Raw genomic sequence first — 21,514 nt, forward strand, 5'->3', positions numbered from 1 at the left:
CCCGGGGTGGTGCCCCGTTTTTTTGTTGTGCCTGTGAGCCAATCCCGCCGTGGATAGCGCCCGGGGTGTGCTGCCGCTTGTCCCGGCCCTGGGCCGGCAGGGCGTTGTGGGTGCCCCTTGCTTGAAACCCCCGGCCCCGGGGGGGCATGGAAACGCCGGGGGGGCGGCCCGGAGTGGGGGACACCAACGCCCGACCAGCGGTGTGTGTGTCACGGGCGGGGCTGTTGGGGCACACGGACAGTCCTCACGCCCCCGGGGGGGGGCGTGAGCCGCCCGTGGCGGGGGCCGCGCCGTTGGTACCGGTGCGGGCTGTCTGTCGGCAACGGTGCGCGTGTGTGCAGGCGGTTCAGGCCCCGGGGTCGTAGACAAACCAGGCGCGGCGAGTACCTGCACCCCTGAAAAAGGATCCGGTCACCGGTATTGTTTGTGTCTGGGTGGGGTGTTTTTCGCGTAGGTGACGGGGCCGGCTACGACGGATGCCTGCCGGCCCGGGGGTGTGGTGGACCGGCCGACCCGGGACCGGGCACACACCAGCCAGCAACACCCCACCGAGAACGATCCATGTCCGGCCGGGGACACCTTCCCGACACCGTCGGGCGTCTTCTGCGAGAGGTGGAAGATCGTGACGGCCTTGCTGTGCCACCCCGTCGGTGGTCGTTCACCGGAAAGGCGTCCGTGTTCCGCGCGACAGGCCGGTCCACGGTAACCAGGTTCCGTTGTCTACCGGCGGGGAGGAGGTTGCCTCTGTTCGGCTTCGGGGGAGGGAATGGGGTCCTTACCGCACTGTCGTCTTCGTGCCTCCCACACGATGGTTCGCTCTGACTCGGGTTGCGGGAGCGTATCGCGCAGGGACCGGCCCCCGACCTATGCGTGTGGTTCTGAGCAGGTACGCAAAACAAGGCCCGGTCTAGCACCCCTCAGCGCTGAAGAAGTGGACCCCTGGGGAGGGATTGTTCCGGCATTCCGGGAGAGAGTTTTCGCTGAACAACGTCGGCTCAGCGGTTCGGCGTGCGAGGGGGATCCACGGGGACGGCATGACGCGAACCTGCCGGAGTGTCCTTCCCGCCAAGTGGTCGATTCCGGATGCGGAGGGGCGGTCTTCGGGATGTGAGACCACCGTGCCCCGGTTGCAGGGAGACGGCTGATTGAATCCGGGCCTGGAGCTCAGTCGAGAACGAGCAGGTCTTCGGGGGTCTCGCGGACCTCGGCGAGGCGACTGACGGACTTCTCCAGGCGTTTCCACTGAGCCGCCGGGATGGTGTCGGAGGCGCGGTCGATCACGCTCCGGTCCGGGGTTGCCCAGGCTATCGGCATCGGGGTGACCTCGCTCCAGTGCTCCCGGTCCGAGAGGTTCCGCTGTCCGGCCACGGCCACCGACGGGACCCGCTCACCGACCTTCCGTGGATGTCCCGCGAGTCGGGTGACCGTCCGGGCGGCGAGCGCCCAGCGGGATTCCTCGTTTCCGTCGACGGTCGTGTCGACCAGAGCGAGCAGCACGAGATCCCTCTCGTTGACCGCTGCGACGACCGCGGGAACGAGAGGATAGCGGTCGTAGAGTTCCTGCGCGGTGCCGACCTTCCGGGGGAGGACGAACATCATGCCGAAACTCACCAGTGCCATCACGGTCAGGGCGATCGCCATCATCCAGACCCAGGGCTGCCCGCCGAAGTACCACAGGACCCCGGCGGCGACGGCGAGCTGGATCAGGCCGAAGACCCCCGCTGAGAGCACGAGACGTCGGGAATCCCGGATGAGTTCGTTGTTCGCCTTGTTGTGGGTCTCGTCGACGGTGAAGGGGAAATCGGTTGAGCTCATCGTTGGGGTGTGCCTTCCGTGGTGTGTGTCTGCGGCTGGTGCCATCTGTCAGTCTAGATGCCGGATCCAGGTAGGTCGGCGGCGTCGACGATGCGGTAGGCGTAGCCCTGTTCGGCGAGGAACCGTTGCCGGTGTGCCGCGTAGTCGGTGTCCAGGCTGTCGCGGGACACCACCGAGTAGAAGTGCGCCTCGCCGCCGTCGGCTTTCGGGCGCAGCAGCCTGCCGAGGCGCTGTGCCTCCTCCTGCCTGGATCCGAATGTTCCGGACACCTGGATGGCGACGGCCGCCTCCGGTAGGTCGATGGAGAAGTTCGCGACCTTGCTGACGACGAGGACGTCGATCTCCCCGGACCGGAACGCGGCGAACAGTTTCTCCCGTTGCCTGTTCGGTGTGCTGCCCTCGATGACCGGTGCGTCGATGGTCTGTCCGATCTCCTCCAACTGATCCAGGTACGCGCCGATGACGAGGGTCGGTTGGCCCGCGTGCTTCGCCAGGAGTTTCCGGATGACCCGCATCTTCGATCCCGCGCATGCCGCGAGGCGGTACCGGTCCGCCGTCTCCGCCGTCGCGTACGCCATGCGTTCCGCATCGGTCATGGTGACCCGGACCTCGACACAGTCGGCGGTGGCGATGTAGCCGCGTGCCTCGATGTCCTTCCACGGTGCGTCGAAGCGTTTCGGTCCGATGAGGGAGAACACGTCCCCCTCGCGGCCGTCCTCGCGGACGAGGGTCGCGGTGAGGCCGAGTCTCCGCCGGGACTGGAGATCCGAGGTCATCCGGAACACCGGGGCGGGGAGGAGGTGGACCTCGTCGTAGATGATCAGCCCCCAGTCGCGGGAATCGAACAACTCCAGAGCCCGGAACTCACCCTTCGTCCGTCGGGTGACCACCTGGTACGTGGCGATCGTCACCGGGCGGATCTCCTTGACCTCCCCCGAGTACTCCCCGATCTCGTCGGCGGTGAGGGACGTCCTGCGGATCAGTTCGTCACGCCACTGGCGCCCCGCGACGGTGTTGGTGACGAGAATGAGGGTCGTCGCCTTCGCCTTCGCCATCGCCGCGGCACCGACCATCGTCTTCCCGGCACCGCAGGGGAGCACGATCACACCGCTTCCACCCGCCCAGAACGCCTCGGCGGCCTGGGACTGGTAGTCCCGCAGCTCCCACTGCTCGTTCTCGGTGGACAGTTCGATGGGGTGGGCCTCCCCGTCGACGTATCCGGCGAGGTCCTCGGCCGGCCAGCCGACCTTGAGCAGTTCCTGTTTCAGTCGGCCACGTTCACTCGGGTGGACCGCGTAGGTGGTGTCGTCGATCCTCTGCCCGAGCATCGGGGCGATCTTCCGGTGCCGGATCAGCTCCGCCAGGATCGCGGCCTCCTCGGATTCGAGGATCAGGCCGTGGGCGGGGTCCTTGTGCAGCCGGACCCTCCCGTAGCGGCTCATGGTCTCCGCGACGTCGATGAGGAGGGCCTGGGGGACGGGGAAGCGGGAGTGTGTCTCGAGCATGTCGACGACCTGTTCCGCATCGTGCCCCGCGGCGCGGGCGTTCCACAGTGCCAGAGGGGTGATGCGGTAGGTGTGCACGTGCTCGGGAGCCCGTTCCAGTTCCGCGAAGGGGGCCAGTGCCGCCCGGGCGGCGTCGGCATTCTCGTGTCCCGTCTCCAGCAGCACGGTCTTGTCGGACTGCACGATCAACGGTCCGTCGCCGATGGGCACGGGGACCACGTCCTCTCCAGGGGTTGGCGGATGTTCCCCGGATCGGGGACAAACCACCATTATGGCACTGTCCGGTGCCCGGTGCGGGGGATCAGTCGTCGTCGAGGATGACCTCGGTGATGCGGTGCAGCAGGAATCCACGGGTTTCCCCTGTGGTCTCGTCGACTGCGTCGACCTGGCCCCCGGACACCATCACCGGGGTGACCCGGCGATAACCGGCCTGGCCGTGACCGTCGACGAACCCGAGCGTCACCGTCCGGTTGGCTCTCGCCGCGGCCTGCAGGACCCCGAGGGTGCGTGCACCCTGGACGGCCCTGCCGGTGTTGTCGGTGGCGGTACGGCCGTTGCGTGCCGCGTCCTGGGCGGCTTCACCCCTCCGGACGGCGGCGACCACCTCCCGGGTGCGTGCCGGATCCGCCGGCGTCGACGGTCGGGACGCGTCCGGTTCCGCCGCCACCCGGGAGGGGCGTTCCCGGAGATCGAGACTGGCTCCGGTGGCGGACTCCGCGACCGGCTGGAAACCGTCCGCGCGGAGAGCGTCGATGACCTGGACGAGTGGTGCCTGGGCGACGGCCACGGTCGGGGCGATCAGTCGCAGCGCGACCTTCTGTGTCCCGGGGGACTGGGAGACCTGGAGGAGAAGTGCCTCATCGTCGCAACGCAGATAGCAGAGGGCCGGACCACCGCGCAGCGTCCCGTGGCGACGGGAGACGTCGCTGATGAGGTAGCTGATGTTCTGCGGGAGTTCCCCGAGTGTGTGCCGCTCCAGAAGTGAGTGGATGTCGGTGCCGCCGCGCCCCGCATCCAGTGCCCGACGGATCGATCCCTCGGTGATGCGGTAGACGCTCGCGAGCCCGGAGGATTCGATGTCCGCCGTGAGCGCCAGTTCCGATTCGAGTTCAGGTTCGAGCGGGCCGGGGGCGAGGACCGTCATGTCCCCCTGCGCGATCAGCGTGTCGACGGGCGGTGGGGTGACCGACTCCACCGCCGCCAGGAGTTCCGGTCCCGGGCTGTCCCGGGGCGCGGGCCTCTGGCGCAGTGCACGCAGGGGAGTGGTCGCGGTGTCGTGGGCGAGGGCCCCGATCCAGGCCGCCTCGTCGACGATGTCGTCGACGGTGCCGGGGCGGATGCGGCTGACGGGGACGGGGGCGGTGAAACGGAGGTCCTCGTCGAGTTCGGTGTGTCCCAGCGGTGTACCTTCCGGAGGACGGACGAACTGGTCGACGACGAGTGCACGGATGTCCGGGAGCCCGGGATGCTCGGTGGCGGAGGAGAGCAGGTGGATGGGTCGTCCGCGGGTGTCGGTGCGGCCGACACGCCAGTGCGCCCAGGTCGACCGTGACCATCCCTCGAGGAGCACCGCCCACCGGGACGCCAGGCCCTTGGCGAGCCAGGTGTCCGCATCGACGGTCGGCGCGAGGAGATCACCCCCCGGATCATTGGCCGGGGCGGGATCGGGTTCCCCCCTCCCGAGCAGTCCGGCGGAGATCCCGAGGCAGATCAACCGGTTGACGGTGGTGTCGTCGCAGTCGAGATCCCGTGTGAGCTTCGTCAGGGCACGAACCCCGATCCCACCTTCCTTCAGACAGGGGACCGGCCGGTCCCCGAGCACGGTGATCAGCCTTCGCATGAGCCGGGTGACCTCGAGCCCGGATGCCGTCCCCTCGTCGTCCACGCGACGTTGGGCCGCCGGATCGGCGGTGAGTGCGGGGTCTCCGGCGCAGCGTGGTGACGGGAGGAGCGGCTGCGGTGCCACCCCGGTTCCGTCGAGGATCCCACGGACCGTGGCGGGCATCTTGACGGTACGGTTGTCCACCCGCAGGAGCAGTCCCGCGGCGATCAGCTTCGGGACCGGACGTTCCGGATCGGCGTCCGGGGCGGCGTCCTTGGACAGTCCGAAACCACCGGAGGACACGAGGGTGTCGAGGATACGACGTTCCCTGGGGGACAATCCCTCGATGCGTGTCCGTGCGGTGTCCCCGTCGAGTTGGGCCGAACGGCCACCGGGATCCGGGAGGAGCTGCCAGTTCGCCGGCAGCGAGGACATGGCCTCCGTGGTGACCCGCAGCCGATCGGCGTTCCCGTAGACCAGAGCGCGGTCCATGAGTTCATCCAGGGTGCGGTTCACGACCTCCGGGTCGAGAGCGGCGGTACCCTCCGTCGAATTGAGTCGTTCCGTGACCAGTTCCACCACATCGGGGGCGGTCACCGGGTGGAGTTCACCGCCCAGTGCGGCGGCCGCCTCCAGGACGACGAGCTGGAGTGCGTTGAGTTCCGCGGTCGAGCGGGCCACGGACGCGCGGAGCTGGAGACGCGCCGCGAGTGCACCGATTCCGGGAGGTAACGGCCATGCGGTGTCGGGACGGTGGTCGATGATCCGGGAGAGACGGTCATCGTCGACCCCGGAGAGCCACTGGCGGAACGTGGGGCCGGTATCGGGTGCGGCGGCGGATTTTTTCATGGTACCGCCAAGTTTAGAGGGTCATAAGGTGACTTTTCTCGGCCACGTTTGAGAGAATGGGGACATGTCGAAAATCGAGAAGAAATCCTATGTTGATCCCGGTTGGCCGGACCATGTTCCCGGTGGCGGACATCCGGTGACCGAGCTGATCTCCAAGGTCGATGGCGCGTCGAGTCCGTTCGGTGATGAAACCGTGTTCCCGCGCCCCGTCGAGGAACTCGGTTACGTCCACCCCTACACGCGGATCAACCGCTAGGAACGTTCCGTTCGGCCCACGTCGACGGGCGGGGTCCTGTGCCCTGCCCGACCGTCGACGTTCCGTCGTTCTGACTCAGAACCGGATCAGTCCGGGTTTCGGACCGCAACCGAAGAGAGGGGCCCGCCGCGTACAACACGCGGCGGGCCCCTCTTCCCTGTGCCACCGTCCCGTCGGTGGTCGGCGGCGGGGTACCGGCTAGTTACCCAGGAGGAAGTCGATGTTCTCCCGGTTGGCGCTGTAGAACGCCTGGAAGTTGTCGCGGTTGGCCTGGTAGAAGGCGGTGAGTTCGCGGGGCACCGGAAGACCACGGTCGCGCAGCGCGGTGGTCAGGGCGTTGTAGAGCGCGTCGACGGCGGCGAAATCGCTGGAACCGGCGGCGGTGCCCTCAGCTCCGTCCACTGCGGCATCGAACCTGGCGGGGGCGGACAGGACATCCTCCGTCTGCGGTGCCGAGCTGGGGGCCGGGGCGGGAACACCACGGTTGGTGTTCGGTGCGGAATTCAGGCCGAGACGTGCGGAGCAGGCGGGCCATGCTCCCCAGCCCTGGCCGGCGAGGGTCTTCTCGGCGATGGCGATCTGCTGCTCACGGGTGGCCATGTGGGGCATCGGGGCGTACTCCGTGCCACCGTAGGCACGCCAGGTTCCGGGGGTGAACTGGAGTCCACCGTAGAACCCGTTGCCGGTGTTGATGCTCCAGTTTCCGCCCGCCTCGCACTGCGCGAGCCGGTCCCAGTCGGAGTAGGGGGCCGCACCGGCGGTGGGCGCCATGATGGATGCCGCGGCTCCGACGGTCACGGCGGAGGCCGCGAGTCGGGTCATGCGGGAATGCGTCTTCTTTGCGTGACGGGCCATGAAGTGTTCTGTTTCCTCTCGGTCATCGCGTGTCGGTGTCTGCCGGAACCCTCCGGTCTCCCGGTGGCCGACACCGGAGTGGATCCGGTGTCTTCCGGTGACGCCGCCCCTGTCCCGGCTGTCGGTGTTCGGCTGTCCACGTGCCGTGTCCGGGCTGGGCCGGCCGTGGCATGAAGATGTTCGGTTGTTGCGTGGGAATCCACGGACCCCGGTTCTGGGTGTCGTGTCGCCGGATGTCCCGGACAGGGGTGCGATGGGACCGGCGGACACGATGGTGGGGTCCACGTCTGGCAACCGTACTGGTTTATAACGAAACTGTCACGTTCTGTGGAGGAGAAAAGCCGTTCCCCGGCGTTGAATGACGGTAAAACAGCTGGTCGGGGGTGTGATGGGGAAAAGTCACTTTTCTGCGTCGACATCCGCTCCCGGTGCCGGTTCCGGACCACCGGAAGGTCGATGGTGCGGGGTGGGGTCCCCCGTCCCGGGTGCGCGGCACCCCGGGTTCGGCAGTGATGTCGATACCCTGCTCTGCCGGGGTATATTGACTGTTTCACGCGATGCACGGGTGAACGGGCGGAGGAACGTCGGTGCCCGTGCGCCCCCCGCGTGTCTCCCGCACGGTGCTCAATGAAAGGGTGACGTCCAATGCCTATCGGCAAGGTCAAGTGGTATGACCCGGAGCGAGGCTTCGGCTTTGTCTCCAATCCCGGCGACGAGGACTGCTTCGTGGGCAGGCAGGTACTTCCGGAAGGCGTCGAGGAACTCCACCAGGGTCAACGCATCGAGTTCGATTTCGCCGCCGGCAGGCGGGGGCCGCAGGCGCTGAGGGTGAAACTCCTCGACGCTCCCCGGGCCGCCAGGCGCACCCAGCACAGGTACGAGCCGGAGCAGCTCCACGGCATGATCTCCGATCTTGTGACGTTCCTGGAGGCGAAGGTCCAGCCCGATCTCCGTTCGGGACGTCGACCGGACCGTAAGACGGGACGTCAGGTCGCCGAGATCCTTCGCGCCGTGGCACGGGAACTCGACTCCTGACGTCGCGTCGTCCGGCCCCTGACGTGAGGGGCGTCTAGGGCTGGGCGTTGATGGACCAGATGACGCGGACGGGGCTTTCGTTGCCCTCGGCGTCGACGCCGATCTGGGGGGAACGGATCTCGACCACCAGCAGTCTGGCACTGGTCTCCTCGCCGTCGCCCTCCGCCCTGATCTCCACGGACCCCGGCACCTCCACCTCCCTGGTGCTGTTGCCGGGGTAGAGGCGCTGGTCGTTCGCGGCCGGATTGTCGTAGATCATCAGCAGTGAGAAATCGCGGTCGTAGACTTCACGGGGCAGCGTGACGGTGAGCGTGTCCTCCGCACCGACCTCGAGATCGGTGATCTCCCCCTCGGGGCACTCGACGTCGATCTCGCAGGCACTGTACGGGGGTACCGTCACGGTGCGGCCGCCCGCCGACGCCTCGACCGAGATCTCCCCGGGTGGTGTCCCCGGACGATCGTTCCACCAACGTTGGAACAGCACCGACACCGCCACGACGATGACCACGGCGACGATCAACGTGACGAACTGCCTGAGGTTCCTGCCTTTGTTCCTGCGTTCAGCCATGCCCGCAGTCTAACCGGCCGGATCGGGCCGGTCCGTCAGGCGGACCTCGTAGATGACACCCCAACGTTTCCCGGTGAGCAGAAGCCGGTCCGTTCCCGGGATCCGGGCGATCCCGTTCAACGTGTCGTCCGGGTCCCCGGAACCCGGGGCGTGCAGCCCCGAGGCGTCCACCAGGGCATCGACGACCCCCGTCCCGGTGTCCACCCGCACGATGGTTTCACTCATCCACACGTTGGCCAGGACGGTTCTCCGACCGTCGGTCCCCTCGACGCACTCCAGTTCGTTGAGCCTGTCCAGCGGTTCCCCCTCGACGGTCACCCCGATCCTGGATCGTTCCCGGAGATCACGGGGATCGAGCAGGCGGAGCTGGTCCGTGCCGTCCGACATCACCACGGTGTCGGCGAAGGAACACAGACCCCACCCCTCACCGGGGTAGGGGACACGTCCGGTCTCCCGGAGGGTCTCCCGGTCCCGTCTGATGGCGGTCCCGCTCTTCCACGTCAACTGCCAGATGTCCGATCCGGTGTCGGTGACACCCTCACCGAAGAGATCGTCGGGCAGTGTCTCCGACCGGATCTCCGCACCACCCAGTTCCGACGTGTAGACCCGGGAGTCGCCGTGGAGTCCCGTTCCGACCAGCAGTCGTTCACCGTCGTACTCGAAGCCCTGGGTGAAGCTCCCCGGGTCCATCGGATACTCCGCCACGACCTTCACCCCGAGACGGTCCACCCCGGTGTCCGACGGAACGGGGACCCGCTCCGGGACACATCCGGAGAGGAGCAGACCGGCCAGGACCGTGGACAGGACGGGACGGATTCTCCGGGACACGACGGGGGGCATTCGTCCATCATGCATCAGGTACGGGATAATGGCCGGGTGCCGAAGACAAACAACAGACGAAACCGGACCGCCGGACAACGGCAGAAGTCGGCGGGAAATCCCCTGCTGACCGCCGGGGCGATCGCCGTCGCGCGTGACGCCGTCGTCGAACTCGGTGAAGGCGGGGTCGGTGCCCACCTCGGTGCGACCCGTACCGGGGACCATTCCGCCACCCACCGCTTCGCCGCGGACGTCCCCGGATACGGGGGATGGGAATGGGTCGCCGTGGTCGCCTGCGCGCCGGGCTCGGATCGCGTGACCGTCAACGAGGTGGCTCTTCAACCGGGGAGCGACGCCCTCAGGGCGCCGGACTGGGTGCCCTACGCGGACAGGGTTCGGCCCGGTGACCTCGGTCCGGGTGACGTCATGCCGCCGAGACCCGACGATGAGCGTCTCGTCGACGCCGCCGAACTCGAACAGACCTCCGGGGCCGACCGTCCCGCGATCCCGTGTCAGCACACCGAGAAGCGGCTCACCCGCCGGGGACTCGACGAGGCCCTGCACAGATGGCGCGGCAGTGATTTCGGCCCGACCAGTGAATTCGCCCGACACGCCGCACTGCACTGCGGAAGCTGCGCGTTCTGGATTCCGCTGCCCGAGAACGTCGTGGGTAATTTCGGCGTCTGCACCAACGAATACGCCGCTGACGGGCATGTCGCACACAGCGGGTACGGATGCGGCGCGCATTCGGACACCCCTCCGGCGGACACCCTCGGTCAGCCGGAGGGAAGGGCATTCGACGACGAGTCCACCGTCGAACTCTAGATCTCGGTCGCGTGGTCCATGAGCCACCCGGAGACCCCGGAGATCCCCGCCGGCCCCGCGGCGACGGCATCCGGAGCCGTGCCGCGACCGTCCGCCGTGACCCACCCCGTCACCGCACGCACCCCGGAGAACGCGTTGAGCAGCCACACCGGGGAACACATGAGCTCCTCCCTCCGCACCGTCCCCCGCTCGGTGACCTCCCACCCCGCTTCCCGGAGACACCCGACCACTCCGGCGGCCGTCGTGGAGTCCAGTGAACGGTGGTGCCGGAGGAGTGTCGCCGTTCCCTGTCCGAGCATCAGGACCGCCGAATAGACCGCCTCGATGACGCAACCGGCGTCGTCGAGCAGGAGCCCCTCGCCGGCGCCCCGGCCACGTGACACCCCGAGACGTCCGGCCAACCAGTCCAGGTCCGGTCCCTTCACCGTGGGGTGACGGCGCAGGTCCCGGTGTCCCACCGCATCGACCACCACCCGGTCGTCCACCTCGCGGTCCGGACGTATGAGCACCTGCGGCCCGCCTGCCCCCACGGACACCAGCGGATTGAAGGAACCCGGTCCCGCGTCCCGCAACCGTGCCCGGATCAACGCCTCGTCCCCGTCCCGCAACAGGGGACCGAGCCTCCTGATGTGCTCCCCCCAGCACCGCACGCGGCCGTCGATCATCCGGAACGACGTCACCAACCGGGGTGTCCCGCTCACCGGACCACCCCGGAGGTGTCCGTTCCCAGGAGAAGTCGGAAGGGGAGCATCTTCACCAGCACCTCGGCCCATTCCCCGGCGGGATCCGACAGCCTCGTCACGGCCCCGCCGGCCCCGTAGGTCAGCGTTCTCCCGGAGACCACCACGGTGCGGATGAGCACCGACAGATCCACGTCGCCGTTTCCCGAGAACCAGCCCATGCATCCGGAGTACACCCCACGGGGAGTGCCCTCCAGTTCCGCGAGAATGTCCATGCTGCGCTGTTTCGGGGCGCCCGTCATCGATCCCGGGGGGAAGGCGGCCAGCGCGGCGTCGATACCGCGGGTCGTGACCGGCAACCGGCCCGCCACCGTGGAGATCAGCTGGTGCACCCGGTCGAAGGTGTGGACGGCGCACAGTTCGGGGACGGTCACCGATCCGGGGATGCAGCTGCGCGCCAGGTCATTGCGCAGGAGATCGACGATCATCATGTTCTCCGCCCGGTCCTTCACGCTCGACGCAAGGTCCCGCGCGAGCAACGCATCCTGTTCCGGTGTCGCGCCCCGGGGACGTGTCCCCTTGATCGGGGAGGCGGACACCGTACCGGAGGTCACCGTCATGAAACGTTCCGGGGAGACGGACAGCACCGACCGTTCCGGGGTGATGAACAGTCCGGCCCGGGGAGCCGGGGCGAGCTGACGCAGCCGCAGGAACAGGACGAACGGATCCGGGTCGTCGGCGAGCTCCACGGAGGCGGTGGTGGTCAGACACAACTCGTAGGATTCCCCCTCTCCGATGAAGTCCCGGCACCGTTCGACGAGGTCGCGGTAGGTGGCGGCATCATGGCGCAACTCCATCTCCCCCGCGGGAACCGGCGCGGGTGGAGGATCCGTCACCGGCTCCGGGGCCGCCCCGGGCAGCAGGCCGAGTGCCACGTCCGCCGGCCACCCGGCGGGAAAGGTCAGGTGATGGCCCGAGGGGCCGCCCTGATAGATCACCTCGGGTACGAGCAGGCGCTCATCCGCGCCGACCTGTGCGAGGGTTGTGCCGTCACGGCCCCCCGACGCCCCATAGGTCAGTGTCCCGAACGCCCCGGGCACGATGTCCGGTGCGGCGACGGCGCTGTCCTCGGTGAGTCTCCCCGTGGGGACATCCGAGGGATGGACCAGACGCCGTCCGGCGGCGACGATCCCCGTGCCCGGCGGAACGGTCTTCGACGGCCGTCCCGTCTCCGTGTCGCCCCCGGTCCAGGAGCCGTCGAGCCAGATCAGCGCCGGATACCTGCTCCGCCAGAAATCGGCGACGCGGAGTGGTGCGGGGGCGTCTGATTCGGGCACGGTGATTCGCCGCCACCGGGGCGCACCGGGTTCCCCGGTGCGCCCGTTGTGGCGGAGTGCCGCCGAGACGATGTTCCGCAGGAGGGTTTCGCCGTGGTCCGTGCCGATGGATTCGGGATGGAACTGGAGCCCCCACTGCGGTGCGTCGGTGCGTCGGAGCGCCATGATCGTTCCGTCGTCGGCCCTGGCGAGGACCTCGACGACGGGAGGGGGATCGGTGACGTCCAGCGAGTGGTAGCGCACGACCTCCATGGGGGAGGGGACACCGGCGAAGATTCCGGTACCGGCATGGGTGACCCGGCTCGCGAGTCCGTGACGTGGATGACCGGCCCGGCTGACGGTCGCTCCGGCGGCGAGGGCGATCGCCTGATGCCCGAGGCAGATGCCGATCACCGGAACCACGGACTGGGCTATCGCCGTCGCCGACGCCCCGAGGTCCTCCGGGTGGTGGGGGGAGCCCGGTCCGGGGGAGATGATGACCACGTCGGCGGAGCGCACCAGCCCGGGGGTGATACGGGGGGAATCATTCGGCAGGATCCGCGGAATGATTCCCGTCGCCCGGTGGATCAGGTCGCCGAGCAGGTGCGTGAATGAATCGTGGTTGTCTATCAGCAGAATTGTTGTCACAGTCAGGTCCGGGAGGTTGGGACGCATCCACCGGAGGTGTCCGGTGGGTGGTCCGTCGGGGATGGTGATGACACCGAATCAGGTCCGGTCCTGCGGGAAGTCCGGTTGCCCACAGGTGTGTGCCGGTGCCATTGTATCCGTGGCACAGCATTCCTCTTGCCCGGTTGGACGGGAGGGCGTGTGGCATCCCCCGACCGTACGCACGGAAAGACACCTCACACTCATGACCGAGAGCAACGGCAGCGTTCCCGCTGCGGCGCCGACGACGCGACAGCCCGATGGCGCACTCGACCGCTTCTTCCACATCAGCGCCCGCGGTTCCTCCGTGGGAACCGAGATCCGGGCCGGCGTGGTCACCTTCTTCGCCATGGCCTACATCATCATCCTGAACCCGCTGATCATCGGCACGACCGCCGACATCAACGGCGACACCCTGGGGATTCCCCAGGTCGCGGCGGTGACGGCACTCGCCGCCGGCGTGATGACCATCGCCTTCGGTGTGATCGCGCGGTACCCCTTCGGCATCGCCACCGGCCTCGGCATCAACACCCTCGTCGCGGTGACCCTGGTCGCCACCGAGGGACTGACCTGGCCGGAGGCCATGGGCCTGGTGGTCATCGACGGCATCATCATCGTGATTCTCGCGGTGTCCGGCTTCCGGGTCGCGGTGTTCGAGGCCATCCCGCATTCCCTGAAAGCCGCGATGGGGGTCGGCATCGGCCTGTTCATCGCACTCATCGGACTCGTCGACGCCGGTTTCGTGCGTCGCATCCCCGACGCCGCGGGCACCACGGTCCCGGTCGGTCTCGGCATCAACGGCTCGATCGGCTCCTGGCCGACGTTCGTGTTCTGCGCCGGGCTCATCATCTGCGGAGTTCTCGTCACCCGCAGGGTCCGCGGCGGCCTGTTCATCGGTATCGTCGCGACGACGGTCATCGCCATGATCGTCGAGGCGCTCACCGACTCCGGCCCCTCCTTCGTCGACGGAAAGCCGGTTCCCACCGGCTGGTCCCTGGCCGTACCCAAACTCCCCGACACCGTCGGCGGTGCACCGGACCTGTCCCTCGTCGGTGCGGTCGATCTCATCGGCGCCTTCAGCCGCATCGGTGTCCTCGCGGCCTCGCTGCTCGTGTTCACCCTCGTGCTGGCGAACTTCTTCGACGCCATGGGCACCATGACCGCTCTGGGCAAGCAGGGGCGTCTGGTCGATGGGGACGGCAATCTCCCGGACATGAAGCGCGCCCTGATCGTGGAGGGCGCCGGCGCGATCGTCGGCGGTGGCGTCTCCGCGTCGTCGAACACGGTCTACATCGACTCCGCCGCCGGTATCGCCGACGGCGCCCGCACCGGACTCGCGAACGTCGTCACCGGTGTCCTGTTCCTCGCCGCGATGTTCCTCACCCCGCTCTACGAGGTCGTCCCGATCGAGGCCGCGGCGCCCGTGCTCGTCGTCGTCGGGGCCATGATGATGGGGCAGGTCGTGGACATCGACTTCACCAGTTTCCACATCGCGCTGCCCGCGTTCCTCACCATCGTCATCATGCCGTTCACGTACTCGATCGCCAACGGCATCGGCGTGGGCTTCATCGCCTACGTGCTGATGGCGGTGGCAGGCGGCCAGGCGAAGAAGGTCCACTGGCTCCTGTGGCTGATCTCCGCGCTGTTCATGGTCTACTTCACCATCGATCCGGTGATGCACGCCATCGGCTGACCCATCCGGCGCCGACCGACCGGCACCGGCCCCTCCACCGCCCGACGCGGAGAGGGGCCGGTGCCGTTTGCGTGTGCCACGGGGTCGGTGTCCTACGATGGCAACGTGCTGCGTATAACCGTCACCTCCGCCGATGACCCACGGCTCCTCGACTACCGGGACCTCAACCACTCCGACAACCGTCCCGATCTTCCGGGAGGCAAGGGCCTGGTGATCGCCGAGGGGCCTCTTGTCGTCGGTAGGCTTCTGGACTCCCGGTTCCCCGTGCGTTCCATCGTCGGTTTCGGCAACCGGCTCGACGAGTTCCTCGCCGACCCCGGTACGGCCCGCACGGTCGCTGACGCGGGTGTCCCCGTCTACGAGGTTGAACGTCGTACCCTGGCGGAGACCGTGGGCTTCGACATGCACCGGGGGTTGCTGGCCGCCGCGGACCGGGTGTCGGGAATGAGCGTCGGTGCCGCGCTCGACGGCGCCCGGACCATCGCGGTTCTCGAGGGCGTCGGGGACCACGAGAACATCGGCTCCCTGTTCCGCAACGCCGCCGGGCTCGGAGTGGATGCCGTGCTCTTCGGCCCGGGCTGCGCGGATCCGCTCTACCGCAGGGTCGTGCGGGTGTCGATGGGGCATGTCCTGCGGACACCGTTCGCCCACCTGCCCGGAACCCCGACGACATGGCAGCGGGGATTGGCCGACCTCCGGGAGGACGGATTCACACTGCTGTCCCTCACCCCGGATCCGCGTGCGGAGCATCTCGCCGATGCGATGAGGGGAGCGGACGGTGGTCCGGTGGGCCGGCTCGCCCTCCTCGTCGGGGCGGAGGGGCCGGGGCTCTCGGAGCACGCCATGCGGGCGACCGATGTGCGGGCGCGGATACCCATGGCCCCCGGTACGGATTCACTCAACCTGGCCACGGCGGCGGCCGTCGCCTTCTACGAACGCCAGCGCAGTCTGCGCTGAACGTCACGGGAACGTCCGGACCGGGGACTGCCCGTGGGGAAAGGGGCGTCAGGGACGGTCGGTGTGACGTAGTTTCTGTCCCACGGTTGCGGCGAGCGTCCGACCACGCCGTGTGATGATCCTCCCGATCCTGCGGGCCGCGGCGGTTCCGGCCTCCGCGAGCCGCCGGAACTCGTCCCCGTCGCCGTCGTCCCCGTCGTGGCTCTCGTAGTCGTCGTACCCGGGGTCGCGGACCGATATCCCCAGTTTCGAGGAGGCACGGCCGACGACGGTGTCCAGGTCCGGCGTGGAACGGTCGGGTTCTCCGAGGAACCGGGGCTCCGGCCTGCCGTCGACCGCGAACGCGGTGACGTGGACGTCGGGGCCGTCGGCCGCGAGATCGAAACCCAACCAGGCGCGCTGCGCCGCTGGAACCAGATCCACCGGGTGGAACGGGAGATCGATGCCCGTGCCGTTCCCGTCATCGTGGTCGCCCGCCCAGAAGGGAAGTTCGAAGGGGGCCGGGAGACCGATGTCCTCGTAGAGCCGGTCACGGCGGGCGCACAGTGAGCGGACCACCTCGCCGTTCCGGAAGTGGGCGATACCGCCGAAGCCAGTGGCCGGGTCGGTGGCGAACACGTAGACGTCGTTCGCGGGCAGGGAATTGAGGAGCCGGGGATCGAGCTCGGAGAGAAGGCTGACGTCCTCGATGACGGTCTGGACGAGGGTGAGCCCGGGGTATCCGGCGATGTAGTACTCGTCGGTCGATGCGGGGACACTGCGGTTCAACGCGAACTGCCCGATCGGGGTGATCGGCCAGGCCGGGTTGAGCTGGGCGAGGTACTTACGCCCGAACCCCCGGTCGGAACGTGGTTCGCTGGCTATGACGGCGGCCGGGTCTGTGGTGGTGACGAACCAGACGGTGACGACGGTGCCGGTGTTGGCTGTGGTGCTCACCTTGGGTTCAGTTCCTCGGTCGCTTGGTGTTGGTGCGGACACCCAGCAGGACATCCTCCCAGTGGGGGGTTATCGCCCTGCGGCGGGGACGCGTGGACTGCTCCTCGTCGGGGTGCCGGAGAAAATCCCCGGTGTCCTCTTCCCCGTGTGACCCGTCGACCGGAGCGGTGGAAGCCTCGTCCCCCGGGGCCCCGGGATCGGAACCGTGATCGTCGACCCCGTCGTCCCGCCGGTCCCGGACGGAACTCAGTGTGCGGGTGGGGCGGCCGAAGTTCGGGTCGAGGAGGGCCGCGGCCACGGAGTTCCGGGCGACCACCGTGGCGTTGCTGATCCCCTGACGGTGGTAGGACCACTCGGCGGTGGTGCGGGTCTGGCCCTCGAGCCAGGTCACCAGGATCACCCATTGGCCGCCGGGTTCGCGGTAGGCGTCCCATTCGCTGCCTCCGAGATCGTTGCCCCGGGCGGCGAGTGCCGTCGCGAGAACCTCCCACAGGGTGAGGGGTGCGGGGCCGTCGTCACGGACGGGATGGGCCTGTTTCGCCATGTCCGCGATCCGGCCCCGTTCGAGGAGCACCGGATGGGCGAAGGGTTCGATGCGGCTGTCCGGGACCCCGCACTCCCCGGCGAGTTCAGGGATGGTCGCGCCGCCCCTGATCCGGGCCTGGATGTCCCTGGGGCTCATGGTCAGCGGCGCCGAGAGTCGGGGATCCGGTTCACGGGCGGTCCGGGGAGGGGGAGTGTCATCGGCCTCCCCGGCCGTGGAGTCCGGCTCCCCCCCATGTCCGTCGTCCCCGGTGATCGCCGCCCGGAGGGCATCGTCGACCACGAGGAAGAACTGCTCCTCGCCGGTGGAATCCGTGGCGGGGTCGGTGGAGCGGAGCACCAGCGACCCGGGTGTGGACTCCTCGGGGACGACTTTGAGCTCCCGCATGCGATCTCCCTGTGTGCTCTGATGGACGTGATCTGTTGGAACCGGTTCATGCCGCCGGTCACGGTGGCCTGTGGCTCCACTCTAACGCACACACCACCGAGGCACCGGGCGGAAGGCGCCGGTCGCGGTGGTGTGTGCCGGGGTGCTCCCGGGGAGACGGGGCCTACACCCCGGCGAGACCCTCGTCGAGGATGTGGTCGACGGCTGCCGTCAGCTTCTCGACGTCGGTGGTGTCGATGGCGGGGAACATCCCGACCCGCAGCTGGTTGCGTCCCAGCTTGCGGTAGGGCTCGACGTCCAGGATCCCGTTTGCCCGCAGGATCTTCGCGATGCGGGCGGCGTCGATGGAGTCGTCGAAGTCGATGGTGCCGACGACCAGTGAACGGTTGGCGGGGTCGGAGACGAAGCACCGGGCCTCGGGGCGGGCGTCGGCCCAGCCGTAGAGGACACGGGAGTTCGCGGTGGTGCGTTCGACCATTCCCGGGAGGCCGCCGTTGGCGTTCATCCACCGCACCTGGTCGTCCATCATGAGCAGGGTGCCGACGGCGGGAGTGTTGTAGGTCTGGTTCTTCCGGGAGTTGTCGACGGCCGTCTGGAGGTTCAGGAAGGCCGGGATGAACCGGTCGGTGGCGTTGATCTCCGCGATCCGCTCGATGGCGGCCGGACTCATCGCGGCGAACCACAGGCCACCGTCGGAGGCGAAGCACTTCTGCGGTGAGAAGTAGTAGACGTCGGCCTGATCCATCTCCACGGGGAGTCCACCGGCACCGGAGGTCGCGTCGATGACGACCAGCGAGTCTCCGGAGTCCGCGGGACGGGTGACGGGGACCATGGCGCCGGTCGATGTCTCGTTGTGCGCCCACGCGATGACGTCACAGCCCTCGAACGCCCGCGGTGCGGGGGCGTCCCCCGGCTCGGCGGCGACGACCGCCGGATCCGCGAGCCACGGGGCCTTCTTGGCGGCGGAGGCGAACTTGCCGGAGAATTCGCCGAAGGTCAGGTGTCCCGAGCGCTCCCGGATCAGGCCGTAGGTGGCCGCATCCCAGAAAGCGGTCGCCCCACCGAGGGAGAGCACGATCTCGTAGCCCTCGGGGAGACTGAACAGATCGGACAGTCCCTCACGGAGGGATCCCACGACGTCGCGGACGGCGGCCTGGCGGTGGGAGGTTCCCACGACTCCGGTCGCACCGTCGACGATCGCCTGGATCTGTGCGGGCCGGACCTTGGAGGGGCCGCAGCCGAATCGTCCGTCAGCGGGCAACAGATTCGCGGGGAGGGTGGGGAACTGATCGGTCATGGCGAAGTGTGTTCTTCCTCGTTGGGTACTGGGGCTGTGTCTGCTCTCGACTGATCTCACGGTCATCCGGCGCGGGCCCGGGGAGGGGGCGGGATGACGCGAGAACCGTGCACGGACAACTCTAGTCCCCGGGACGGGGAGGGGGGACGTAATCCCGGGGCGTCCGGTCGACGCCGGTGGTGGGGTTGGTCGGAGCGCGGGGCGCGGCGGCGACGTCGTCCGGACCGCATGGAACGGGGGAGTGGGGGTGGGTGGGGGTGGCCTGGTCGGACGGAGCGGGTGTAGCGGGGCTGTGCACGGTGGACTTCGTGTGTCTTTGCGGTCACACCGTTTGATAAACTGTGCCTCACCCCACTCCGTTGTGTTTTGGTGTGGAGCCGTGAAATCATGACCTGCCGGAGATTTCGTGCCGGTGCCGCCGGTTCTCCGGGGTCCGCCTCCGAAAAGGGGCGTCACCTCGCGGAACCCTGTGCGACATAGACAACTTCACAGAGATCGTCACGTGCTGAGGGTCGTCCGGTGCCGTCGGTCGGTGAGTGGGCTGAGGTGACGGTGACCGCCGGATCCGGGTGTCACCGTCGTTGAACGGGCATGATGCTGCGGGTACATCCGGAGTTGATGCCTGCGCGTGGCAAACCGTATAGCGTGGAGGTGATTATCCTGACTCCGGTTCGGGAGACACCCCTCGGTGAGGCGTGGAAGTCGAACGTGGCGTGACACGCTGCGGTGCAATGGCCGTCCCAGACCCGGGAGGGCGACACTTGACAAAGCTTGAAAGGTACATTGTGGCAACTGACAACAAGGACAAGGCCGTACTCCACTACCCCGGTGGTGAGTTCGAGATGGACATCAAGCGGGCTTCCGAGGGCCAGGACGGCATCGTCCTGGGCAAGATGCTCGCCGAGACCGGGCTCGTGACCTACGATCCGGGCTACGTCAGCACCGGCTCCACGGAATCCGCCATCACCTTCATCGACGGTGATGAGGGCATTCTGCGTTACCGTGGCTACGCCATCGAGGATCTCGCGGAGAAGGCCACCTTCAACGAGGTGTCCTACCTGCTGATCCACGGTGAACTCCCGACGCAGGAGCAGCTGGAGAAGTTCAACGCGGAGATCCGCCACCACACCCTCATCGACGAGGACTTCAAGAGCCAGTTCCGGGTGTTCCCCCGTGACGCCCACCCCATGTCCGTTCTGGCTTCGTCCCTGAACATCCTCTCCACCTACTACCAGGATTCCCTGGATCCGCTGAACGCCGAGCACCGTGACAAGGCGACCGTCCGACTGATGGCCAAGGTGCCGATGCTGGCCGCGATGGCGCACCGTGCCCGTCACGGCGAGCCGTGGATGTACCCGGACAACAAGCTCAACACCCGGGAGAACTTCCTCCGGATGATGTTCGGTTTCCCGACCGAGGACTACGAGGTCGACCCGGTCATGTCCAAGGCCCTCGATCAGCTGCTCATCCTCCACGCGGACCATGAGCAGAACTGCTCCACCTCCACCGTCCGCATGGTCGCCTCCGCGCAGGCGAACATGTTCGTCTCCATCGCCGCCGGCATCAACGCGCTGTCCGGCCCGCTGCACGGCGGTGCGAACCAGGCGGTGTTCGAGATGCTCGACGAGATCAAGGCCAACGGCGGTGACGCCACCGACTTCATGACCCGTGTCAAGAACAAGGAGGCCGGTGTCCGCCTCATGGGCTTCGGACACCGCGTGTACAAGAACTACGACCCGCGTGCGGCGATCATCAAGTCGACCGCACACGAGGTTCTGGAGAAGATGGGCGGCGACGAGCTGCTCGATCTCGCCCTCAACCTGGAGGAGATCGCCCTCGCGGACGACTACTTCATCTCCCGTAAGCTGTACCCGAACGTCGACTTCTACACCGGTCTCATCTACCGGGCCATGGGCTTCCCGACGGACTTCTTCACCGTGCTCTTCGCCATGGGCCGCCTGCCGGGCTGGATCGCCCAGTACCGCGAGCTCATCGAGAACCCCGGTTCGAAGATCTACCGCCCGCGCCAGATCTACACCGGTGAAACCCTGCGCGAGTTCGTCCCGCGCCCGCAGCGTTAACCCCAGACCGGGACGCTGATCACGGTAGGAAAAACCCGCGGTGTGCCGCGGGTTTTTCCGTGTCCGGTGCACCCGAGAATTTTTTCGGTGAAGAAATCCCACGTAAAGTGGCCCCCGATGTCGACGGTCCGGCGTCCGGGAATCCACCCCGGCACCCGCCCCGCCATCGCCCATCACGTCTAAAGCCCAAAGGAGCGTTCATGGACAAGCCCACGATCGAAGCACAGACCGGCCCCGCCCCGGAGGACATCGTCATCGTCGACCTCATCGAGGGAGACGGTCCGGAAGCACAGCCCAACGGACTCGTGGAGGTGCACTACGTCGGCGTCGACTTCGAATCGGGCGCGGAATTCGATTCCTCGTGGGACCGCGGACAGACCATCGAGTTCCCGCTGTCCGGTCTCATCGCCGGATGGCAGGAAGGTATCCCGGGCATGAAGGTCGGCGGTCGTCGACAGCTGACCATCCCCCCGGAGGCGGCCTACGGCCCCGCCGGCGGAGGGCACCCGCTGTCCGGGCGCACCCTGGTCTTCGTGATCGACCTCATCAGCGTCGGCTGATCGGCGGACCCGGACACGGAAACACCGAAGGCCGCCACCCGACCGAAT

18 protein-coding genes are annotated in these 21,514 nt (G+C 67.9%); 7 read left to right on the plus strand and 11 right to left on the minus strand.

Features of this window, described 5'->3' with window-relative positions; genetic code table 11:
• Positions 1-1,164: 1,164 nt before the first annotated feature.
• From JIM94_RS06550 to JIM94_RS06560, 3 genes are all read right to left on the minus strand, one after another.
• Positions 1,165-1,815 carry a DUF3239 domain-containing protein gene (locus tag JIM94_RS06550; protein ID WP_200253008.1) on the minus strand — a complete coding sequence of 217 codons (651 nt, stop codon included), beginning with the start codon at positions 1,813-1,815 and terminating at the stop codon, positions 1,165-1,167.
• A 53-nt stretch (positions 1,816-1,868) separates the two neighbouring features.
• Positions 1,869-3,530 (minus strand): DNA repair helicase XPB, encoded by a 1,662-nt coding sequence (locus JIM94_RS06555; RefSeq protein ID WP_200253006.1) that lies wholly within the window; start codon positions 3,528-3,530, stop codon positions 1,869-1,871.
• Positions 3,531-3,621: 91 nt separating this feature from the next.
• Positions 3,622-5,991: a helicase-associated domain-containing protein gene (locus tag JIM94_RS06560; protein ID WP_200253004.1), complete on the minus strand. Its 2,370-nt coding sequence runs from the start codon at positions 5,989-5,991 to the stop codon at positions 3,622-3,624.
• Positions 5,992-6,055: 64 nt separating this feature from the next.
• On the opposite strand from JIM94_RS06560, the gene JIM94_RS06565 reads away from it, so the two are divergent.
• Complete coding sequence (locus tag JIM94_RS06565) at positions 6,056-6,247, plus strand: hypothetical protein (RefSeq protein ID WP_200253002.1); 192 nt, start codon at positions 6,056-6,058, stop codon at positions 6,245-6,247.
• 198 nt (positions 6,248-6,445) lie between these two features.
• Here the strand turns inward: JIM94_RS06565 and JIM94_RS06570 are convergent, their stop codons facing one another.
• Positions 6,446-7,102, minus strand: a complete 657-nt coding sequence (locus JIM94_RS06570; RefSeq protein WP_200253000.1) for a resuscitation-promoting factor Rpf1 domain-containing protein — start codon at positions 7,100-7,102, stop codon at positions 6,446-6,448.
• Between the two features lie 645 nt (positions 7,103-7,747).
• Here JIM94_RS06570 and JIM94_RS06575 point away from each other — a divergent pair.
• The gene (locus JIM94_RS06575; RefSeq protein ID WP_200252998.1) at positions 7,748-8,137 is read left to right on the plus strand and encodes a cold-shock protein; all 390 of its coding nucleotides are present in this window, start codon (positions 7,748-7,750) and stop codon (positions 8,135-8,137) included.
• A 34-nt stretch (positions 8,138-8,171) separates the two neighbouring features.
• On the opposite strand, the gene JIM94_RS06580 is transcribed toward JIM94_RS06575, so the two are convergent.
• A complete protein-coding gene (locus tag JIM94_RS06580) occupies positions 8,172-8,705 on the minus strand; it encodes a DUF2771 domain-containing protein (protein WP_200252996.1) in 534 nt (177 codons plus the stop codon).
• A gap of 9 nt (positions 8,706-8,714) precedes the next feature.
• The gene (locus tag JIM94_RS06585) at positions 8,715-9,560 is read right to left on the minus strand and encodes a glutaminyl-peptide cyclotransferase (RefSeq protein WP_234039466.1); all 846 of its coding nucleotides are present in this window, start codon (positions 9,558-9,560) and stop codon (positions 8,715-8,717) included.
• Between JIM94_RS06585 and JIM94_RS06590 the strand changes: the two genes are divergently transcribed.
• Positions 9,555-10,349 (plus strand): DUF3027 domain-containing protein, encoded by a 795-nt coding sequence (locus JIM94_RS06590; RefSeq protein ID WP_200252994.1) that lies wholly within the window; start codon positions 9,555-9,557, stop codon positions 10,347-10,349. The genes JIM94_RS06585 and JIM94_RS06590 overlap by 6 nt on opposite strands.
• Here the strand turns inward: JIM94_RS06590 and JIM94_RS06595 are convergent.
• Together JIM94_RS06595 and JIM94_RS06600 are read right to left on the minus strand one after the other, a co-directional pair.
• Entirely contained in the window at positions 10,346-11,050 is a 705-nt protein-coding gene (locus tag JIM94_RS06595) for an aminotransferase class IV (RefSeq protein WP_200252992.1), read from the minus strand. The two genes, JIM94_RS06590 and JIM94_RS06595, sit on opposite strands and share 4 nt — an antisense overlap.
• Positions 11,047-12,993 carry a chorismate-binding protein gene (locus JIM94_RS06600; RefSeq protein ID WP_200252990.1) on the minus strand — a complete coding sequence of 649 codons (1,947 nt, stop codon included), beginning with the start codon at positions 12,991-12,993 and terminating at the stop codon, positions 11,047-11,049. The genes JIM94_RS06595 and JIM94_RS06600 overlap by 4 nt, the downstream gene beginning before the upstream one ends.
• Before the next feature lie 223 nt (positions 12,994-13,216).
• Here JIM94_RS06600 and JIM94_RS06605 point away from each other — a divergent pair, with 223 nt between their 5' ends.
• Together JIM94_RS06605 and JIM94_RS06610 are read left to right on the plus strand one after the other, a co-directional pair.
• A complete protein-coding gene (locus tag JIM94_RS06605) occupies positions 13,217-14,704 on the plus strand; it encodes an NCS2 family permease (protein ID WP_200252988.1) in 1,488 nt (495 codons plus the stop codon).
• 87 nt (positions 14,705-14,791) lie between these two features.
• Positions 14,792-15,661, plus strand: coding sequence for a TrmH family RNA methyltransferase (locus tag JIM94_RS06610; protein WP_418904445.1), 870 nt, complete (start codon positions 14,792-14,794; stop codon positions 15,659-15,661).
• A gap of 48 nt (positions 15,662-15,709) precedes the next feature.
• Here JIM94_RS06610 and JIM94_RS06615 read toward each other — a convergent pair whose 3' ends face one another.
• The 3 genes from JIM94_RS06615 to serC form a co-directional block, all read right to left on the minus strand.
• Entirely contained in the window at positions 15,710-16,597 is an 888-nt protein-coding gene (locus JIM94_RS06615) for a DUF6928 family protein (RefSeq protein WP_200252984.1), read from the minus strand.
• 7 nt (positions 16,598-16,604) lie between these two features.
• Positions 16,605-17,528 carry a septation protein SepH gene (gene sepH / locus JIM94_RS06620; protein ID WP_200252982.1) on the minus strand — a complete coding sequence of 308 codons (924 nt, stop codon included), beginning with the start codon at positions 17,526-17,528 and terminating at the stop codon, positions 16,605-16,607.
• Between the two features lie 163 nt (positions 17,529-17,691).
• Entirely contained in the window at positions 17,692-18,825 is a 1,134-nt protein-coding gene (serC, locus tag JIM94_RS06625) for a phosphoserine transaminase (protein ID WP_200252980.1), read from the minus strand.
• Between the two features lie 731 nt (positions 18,826-19,556).
• On the opposite strand from serC, the gene JIM94_RS06630 reads away from it, so the two are divergent.
• Positions 19,557-20,906 carry a citrate synthase gene (locus JIM94_RS06630; RefSeq protein ID WP_248702995.1) on the plus strand — a complete coding sequence of 450 codons (1,350 nt, stop codon included), beginning with the start codon at positions 19,557-19,559 and terminating at the stop codon, positions 20,904-20,906.
• Between the two features lie 200 nt (positions 20,907-21,106).
• Positions 21,107-21,466, plus strand: coding sequence for an FKBP-type peptidyl-prolyl cis-trans isomerase (gene fkpA, locus JIM94_RS06635; RefSeq protein ID WP_200250841.1), 360 nt, complete (start codon positions 21,107-21,109; stop codon positions 21,464-21,466).
• Positions 21,467-21,514: the final 48 nt, after the last annotated feature.

It is taken from the genome of Corynebacterium pygosceleis, from assembly GCF_016595275.2.
GTDB lineage: Bacteria > Actinomycetota > Actinomycetes > Mycobacteriales > Mycobacteriaceae > Corynebacterium > Corynebacterium pygosceleis.